This window comes from Aphanizomenon sp. UHCC 0183 (assembly GCF_009712065.1).
GTDB lineage: Bacteria > Cyanobacteriota > Cyanobacteriia > Cyanobacteriales > Nostocaceae > Dolichospermum > Dolichospermum heterosporum.
Genome location: NZ_VILC01000070.1, coordinates 15,947 through 22,571, shown reverse-complemented (window position 1 = coordinate 22,571; position 6,625 = coordinate 15,947). Strand labels below are relative to the sequence as shown.

The 6,625-nt window shown below is 42.2% G+C and carries 5 protein-coding genes; 1 reads left to right on the top strand and 4 read right to left on the bottom strand.

Annotated features, from left to right (window positions below; genetic code table 11):
- Positions 1-197 precede the first annotated feature (197 nt).
- The 3 genes from drmB to tnpA all read right to left on the bottom strand — a co-directional run bounded on the left by drmB (position 198) and on the right by tnpA (position 6,080).
- A complete protein-coding gene (gene drmB, locus FJR37_RS19400; RefSeq protein ID WP_168466872.1) occupies positions 198-2,069 on the bottom strand; it encodes a DUF1998 domain-containing protein in 1,872 nt (623 codons plus the stop codon).
- Complete coding sequence (gene drmA / locus FJR37_RS19395) at positions 2,066-5,575, bottom strand: DISARM system helicase DrmA (RefSeq protein ID WP_168466871.1); 3,510 nt, start codon at positions 5,573-5,575, stop codon at positions 2,066-2,068. Before drmA ends, drmB begins: the two co-directional genes overlap by 4 nt.
- A gap of 91 nt (positions 5,576-5,666) precedes the next feature.
- Positions 5,667-6,080: an IS200/IS605 family transposase gene (tnpA, locus tag FJR37_RS19390; protein ID WP_168466870.1), complete on the bottom strand. Its 414-nt coding sequence runs from the start codon at positions 6,078-6,080 to the stop codon at positions 5,667-5,669.
- Between the two features lie 112 nt (positions 6,081-6,192).
- Between tnpA and FJR37_RS27470 the strand changes: the two genes are divergently transcribed.
- Complete coding sequence (locus FJR37_RS27470; protein WP_256366888.1) at positions 6,193-6,327, top strand: hypothetical protein; 135 nt, start codon at positions 6,193-6,195, stop codon at positions 6,325-6,327.
- Positions 6,328-6,440: 113 nt separating this feature from the next.
- On the opposite strand, the gene FJR37_RS26565 is transcribed toward FJR37_RS27470, so the two are convergent.
- On the bottom strand, positions 6,441-6,625 hold a 185-nt coding region (locus FJR37_RS26565; RefSeq protein ID WP_217355339.1), incomplete at its 5' end, for a hypothetical protein.

The following is a 6,625-nucleotide window of genomic DNA, read 5'->3' as shown; positions in this document are numbered from 1 at the left end:
TTATTAATTTGATGGGGATGATTTTGAGTGATTGGCAATTTTCGTATTACTTTGTGTCGCTCCGAGAAAAACTTTTGTAGTCCATTTTCTCCACTTTCTGAAATTGCTAAATTAGCTGTTAGGAAGTAGAAGAGCGATCGCCACCAAAGCCGTTGCTAAATTAACCAGGGCTGGACGACTGAGGTTAAGAAAACTCTTCATCCTCCTTTATCCTCAAAGAATTCTGCTCCTGTTCCTTCAACAGTAGCAACTACCAATGCCCTGTCAAGAAATTCATTACGCCGTTCGCAAGATGTTTCCGCAATCAGTAAACAGCCATGACAAGCAGCACCATGTAAAAAACGCTCCTCTTGCTCATTATCAGGTTTATGCTGGGCGCAAACCGGATCATTGGAGCATAATCTTCCTTGCTCTAATGCTATTTCCAAATGGTATTCAATGTGTTTGCCAACTTCTACCAGTCCGCCTAAAGTACCTTCTGACCCAGTTGCGCCAGTGTATAAAAGAATTCCATAACCAGCTTCACTAGCATAAATGCGCTCGCGGATGGAACTGGACGCATAACCGCATTCTAGGGATACTGCCATAATTAATAAGTGTGATAATGAATGCAGCATAATATATGGTAGTCCGGGAAACTTAACTTTTTCCTTTTCCTGGTCTATACCTTTACGCGCACACCAAATATCAAATCCTCTTGATAATTCTCGCCCCCGTTTTTTGACAGCTTCTCGCTTTAACCAATTTTCAATAGCTTCCTGACGGAAAGCAATAAATACACCTTCGCCTCTATTCTCAATTGTCGGCACCCAAGTAGGTTCAATATCCAATGCAGCACGCCTGACGCTGATATCAAGTTCGCCGTCAATATCTGGCATTTCCGCCTCAAAGCGAGTAAAACCGACCTGAGCAATTACTTCCCGTAACCGATGTACTAAAACAATTCGTTCAATACAGGCAGAAAAGGTAGGTTGTAAATTATCTAAACTACGTGACCTGGCGTAAAAATCACCTTCTGGTACATCTTCCCCAATTTCGACGGCACTAGAAAGTAGTGTCTCAATTTCTACTTGCTTAATACTTTTATGTGGTTTTTCTTGTCGTCTTTGTTTTCGTTGCACTTCTTCCCAGACGGCTTCATTGGTAAATCCTTCTAAAGCTGTGGAGACTTTGGGATTTTTGCGGTACATTTTCAACTCATCAATACTTTCAAGACAATGAAGAAAATCTTCATAGACTGAATTTACTGCGTTTTGCAAAGGTGCGTCAGAATCAGGGAGAGAGATCACGCTGAGAACTTGGGAAAAATAAGCATTACTAGCAGACCTCACTAATAAGCGATTGTATTCTGGTAGACCTGTGGATTCACGAATACAACTCAGTTCTTGGGCAAAATCACCAAGCCAAGGGCGGTGTCCCTGACATTGACCTAAAACTTTACCATTGCGAACTGTAGCATTAGCCAGAGGACGGCGTTTTTTACAGCCTTCGCAGCGAACATAAATTTCCGCAAAGTCGTTACCAGAACCACCTTCATCCAACCATAGCTGACCTTGACATTTATTATCAGAGTCATCATGTACAAAACGATACCAATTAATATCGCTGATATGTCCTTTAACGCAGGCTTGGACAAAGCGTACGGGGACAACGGGGATTGATTTTTTCTCAGAATTAAGATATTTACCACTCACCAAATTACCCCAAGGTATCAAAGGGCGAGTGCGGTAGGTTTTTTGGGTTTTATTGTCGTACCAAGTTTCCTTGACTTGGGCTAAAAACCAAGTGGGAAAAGTAAAAACATTAATCCCCGTGCGGGCGGCTTTGGGGTCTTGTTCATCAACTGGTGGTGCATACAGTTTGATGTGAGGGACTTCTAAAATTTCGGCAACTCTAGCCGCTAGACGGTCTTCAAAGATGAGTTTTCTGTCGCCACGCCAATGATTTAACCCACCAATTAACACAGAATGTTTCGGTAAATCTACCATTGCCCCAGGTCCAAAGGTAGAGAGAATTTGACTTTGGCGAACTTGTCCTGGTGGTGATTTTTTTCTGCTAGATTTATTCATTTTCCTGCCTCCTCTACCTCATTTCCATAAGGATTAATTACCCACAGATTAACTGTTGGTTCAACATCGCGCAAACTTCGCTGGGCTTTGAATTTCTTTTGTACTTCTAGGGGTTGGTTGTTTAATTCTGGGTCGAGAGGGTCAAATATTAGTGCAGGTGCTTCGCCTACTTCCCGTTGATATTGAAGGCTAATTTTGCTACTGCTATTGGCGATACGTTCCCACAAATCAAGCAAGTCTTTAACTTGGTTTTTCACCTTCTGACCTAGTGCTTCGGCTTCAACTGCATCAATCTCTTTATCGTGCATTTCTGCGCGTTTGGATATGGTATCAACGACAAAATCTAAATCTTGACGATGTTGAGTAATATCGAAAGCATGGCGTGGTGCTGTCATCTTTGGGTGTCCGAGACGTGCTAAAGCTACGGTAATGGCTGCAAGACCTCTATCAATAGCGCGAGGGGAAAAAGGAGTTACGCTAGTTGCTTCTACCGCTCGATAAAATGTTGAATGCCAAGCACCGAATCGTTCATAATGAGAGCGATCGCGGGGACGATGAATGTTCAGTAAAGTGACTACTAACCCTGGTTTTTCCTCTGCCCGTCCTACGCGGCTGGTAGCTTGAATATATTCGGCTGCTGTCTTGGGTTGACCGAGAACTACCATTAAACCCAAGCGGGTAATATCCAAACCTACGGAAATCATGTTTGTTGCTAAAACGACATCAACTTTTTCCTCTAGATCAAAGGTTGATTCCATTCGCCGCTTAGTATCAGCAACATCGCTAGTATTAACACGGGAAGTTAATTCTTCTGGTTCGTCATCAATTTTACGACCAGCAAATATCCCGGATATTTCATCTACTCGCTTGCGCTGGCTGTAACGCACTAGTCCAGAATTTACTTCATCTTCCACAATCCGCCGACTGCCACCGAGTTCACGTAGGGAATTAAAGTAACCTAACAGTGTCATGTAAGGATCTGCTGGGTTGTGGGAATTTTTCTTTCCTCCTTGTTCTAACCAATGTTTTTGGGCTGCACCTAGCAAGGCTAAATATGTACGCAATAATACTACCTTTAAACTGCGTCCTTGAGCAGCAATTCCTACATAAGTGCGGGCATTTTTGACTGTGGCGGGGACAGTTTTCGCAAAGAAGGAATCGCGTTTATCGGGTCCTGGTGGTGGAAATATATCAACTTCACTGCGACCAAATAATGCTTGAATTTGCTTGCTGGCGCGGCGGACTGTGGCAGTGGAAGCAACTATTTTCGGACGAATTTTTTTGCCGTCTATTTCTTGGCTACACAAGGCATCAATGGCAGTTTCGTATAGTCCTACCATTGTTCCCAATGGTCCAGAAATTAAATGTAATTCGTCTTGGATAATTAAATCTGGTGGTGGTAAATAGCCACCCAGGGGTTTACCACAGCCTATTTGAGTTGGTCCGTAAAAGCCATCATTGTCGTGGCGGTCTACTCGTCCAAACAATGCGCCTGTTTCTCCTACCCAGGGCAGACTGGCAAATTTATCAACTGTGGAGATAATAAAACAAGGTAAGCGGCGATATATTGATTCATCTACGGCGACTATTGGTAAAGGATGATCACCTTGGAAATTACAGCGACGATTGGCACAACTTATTTGTAAATTTTTTGGTTGTTCGGGTTTTGGTTTTAATTGGAATGAGTAAAGGTTGAATTTTGTCCCGCACCAAGGACAACTTTCTAAAGGGATAGGTGATGGGCTACCGTTATTTTTTTGGAAATCAAGAGTCCGCTTTCTAGCAGTGTTTTCGTCATTATCTCCTTTTTTGCCCATGCGGTTGGGTGTTGCGCTTTGTCCTACCCACAGTCCAATTTCAAATGGCCAAGTTCCTAACTGCTGGGGGTTTTTCTGGCGTTCCAATTCTAAGGCGCAAATCATTGTCGCCGCCCTTCCGAGTTGGTCGAGGGTCAACAGCCGCAGGGTGTAGCGCATGAGGACGCTTAAACCGGCGGATTTGATACCTGGATAACGCAGTCGTCGCAGAACCAGGGTAAAGGCAGCCAGTCCTAAGTAGGCTTCGGTTTTACCGCCACCGGTGGGGAAAAATAGTAAATCAACTAATTGGCGATCGCTATTTTCGGGGTAGGCTATTCCTGGCAAGTTAGTTAGTAAAAACGCTAGTTGAAAGGGTCGCCATTTGGGGGCTGTTTCTCTTTCGGGAGGAGTATTTTTACCGTGAGTAGCACGTTGGCGCAGGGCTGTAGCAATGGCGCGATTGGCAATACAGAAGGATGCAAATATTTGGGGATCACCTAATGCTTTGATACCTGCGGCGATGCGTTTAGCTGTATTCTCCCCACGTTGGAGTAAATCTAGGGCGACATTTTGCCGTTTGGGTTCGGTGGGACATTTTGCCCGTTGTTCTTTGATCCAATCAATGTAAGCACCTACCATTGGACTCAGCATATTTTGCAATGCTTCTGGTGTGGGTGCGGCGGCTAGGGCTTCCATTCCCAACTCAACGTTTTCTACGTCAGCAGCTATGACCTTTTCTACATCAGCGGTTGGTATCCAAGCGGTGCGGATTTCTTGACAACTACCATCAGGATTTGTGAGAGCGATGCCTTCGGCGAGCGTAGCTATCGCAGAAACGTTATGACCTACAGCATATTCATAATCATCACGATATTGCAAATCAGCAACGTTTTCATCCCAATCCTGATGATCTCGTCCGCGTAAATTGGGACGAGGTACTAATGGTTCTGGGGTATTGATGATTAAACTGGTTTGAAAAGTATAGGTAACATCACACTCTTTATCTGAGGTGGGAAGGCGATTATTGACCAAAAATACGGAAACAGAACGAGTCCCCCCAGGAACAAGTTCCTTGGATGTTACAGGACGAATAGAGACGACGATTTGTAAGCCGTGGTGATCTGGTATGGGAATAGTTTTTGGGGATTGGCTTTGATGAAGTGGTAATTTTAGAGGAATGGTTATTTGGGCTTGACGAGGAATCCGCTTCCAATTCCCTGATAAACTGTTATTTGCTGCTTCTGATGTGGGTATCGTTTCTATTTCTGAGGGTGAGAGAATTTCTGCTTCACCAACATCATTTGCAGATTGTCCAACGGTATGATCTTTTAACGGATAATAATCACCCCACTGCACTGTCACATTAAGTTGACTGGCATTTTCCGCAACCAGTAAACTTAAACCCATTGAGGAAGGAAAAAAAGCTTTCTTAGCGAATGGTTTATCTGGAATATTTTCATCTTCACCTGCGCCACCGCCTTGAACTACGTCTAAATCATCATCACCAGTATCATCTCCGCGCTGTTCCGTAGGTGCGCCGTAGGGGACTAGGAAGCCTGTTAGATACCATTTAGATGGTGCTTGATCTAAAGTTTCTTCAGCGTGGACAAGATCATCCGGCGTGGGTCCGATGAGGTCAAGTTGTAAGGCATCAATAAGATGCGATCGTACTTGGGCGGAGGTTATTGGTATAGATTTTACTGTCAAAATATTATTATCTCCGTGTTATTACTTTTTCTGTTTTTGTTTAATTAATTAGGATATTTGTATTTATTTTACGGGAAAATCAGCGAAAATACTAGACTATTTCTATTTTTTCTAAATGATGATTAGTTGTTCCTTGTGAATGATGATGTTTTTGATTTTTGACATAATTCACAGCTTGTTCAAGTTGCTTGCTACCTAGAGAAAATACACCATATCCTTCTTGCCAACCAAATTTATTTGATGTATTAGTAGAGGTGTGGTTTAAATAGTAGGAACTACTTCCTTTAATGTTTTTTACAAAATCTGCAATTGCCATTGTCGGGGGAATAGATACAACTACATGAATGTGATCTTCCATACCACCTATTGCATGAATTATACAACGAAGGGCATCTGATTTACCAATTATGTAATTATAAATATCAGGTTCGTTATGTGGTATAATCAGGTGTTGGCGTTCTTTTGTTCCCCAAACAATATGATAATAAAGTTGCCACAAAGACATATTTTTAGATGATTAATATTTAGCTACATTTACAGGTTGCCCCGATTGGTGGAAAAAATGATTTTATCTTTTTTCAGATATTAATTAATGTCCCTTATTAAAAATTAATATTTTGCTTTGGTTATTTGTCGGTTCGGTTGACGCAAACAAACCCAACATTTTTATTGTCTTACGCAAAGGTATAAAGGTATTACCTATAACCACAGATATCCAAATCGCCAGAGGTATCCAAATCGCCAGAGGTTAAAAACCTCTGTCTAAAAGCTAAAATCGTCTGAAGACGATTGGTGGGAAGGGTAATATCAATAATGTTGAATTTTTTAGTCCTCTAAAAGAGGACTTGCGCTATTAGACGGGGGTTTATAACCCCCGGCTGACAAATGAACAAACCGACAAATGGATAAATGGATAAACAACGAATAAACCGACAAATGGACAAACGAATAAACAACGAATAAACCGACAAATGGATAAATGGATAAACAACGAACAAACCGACAAATGGACAAATGGATAAACAACGAACAAACCGACAAATGGACAAA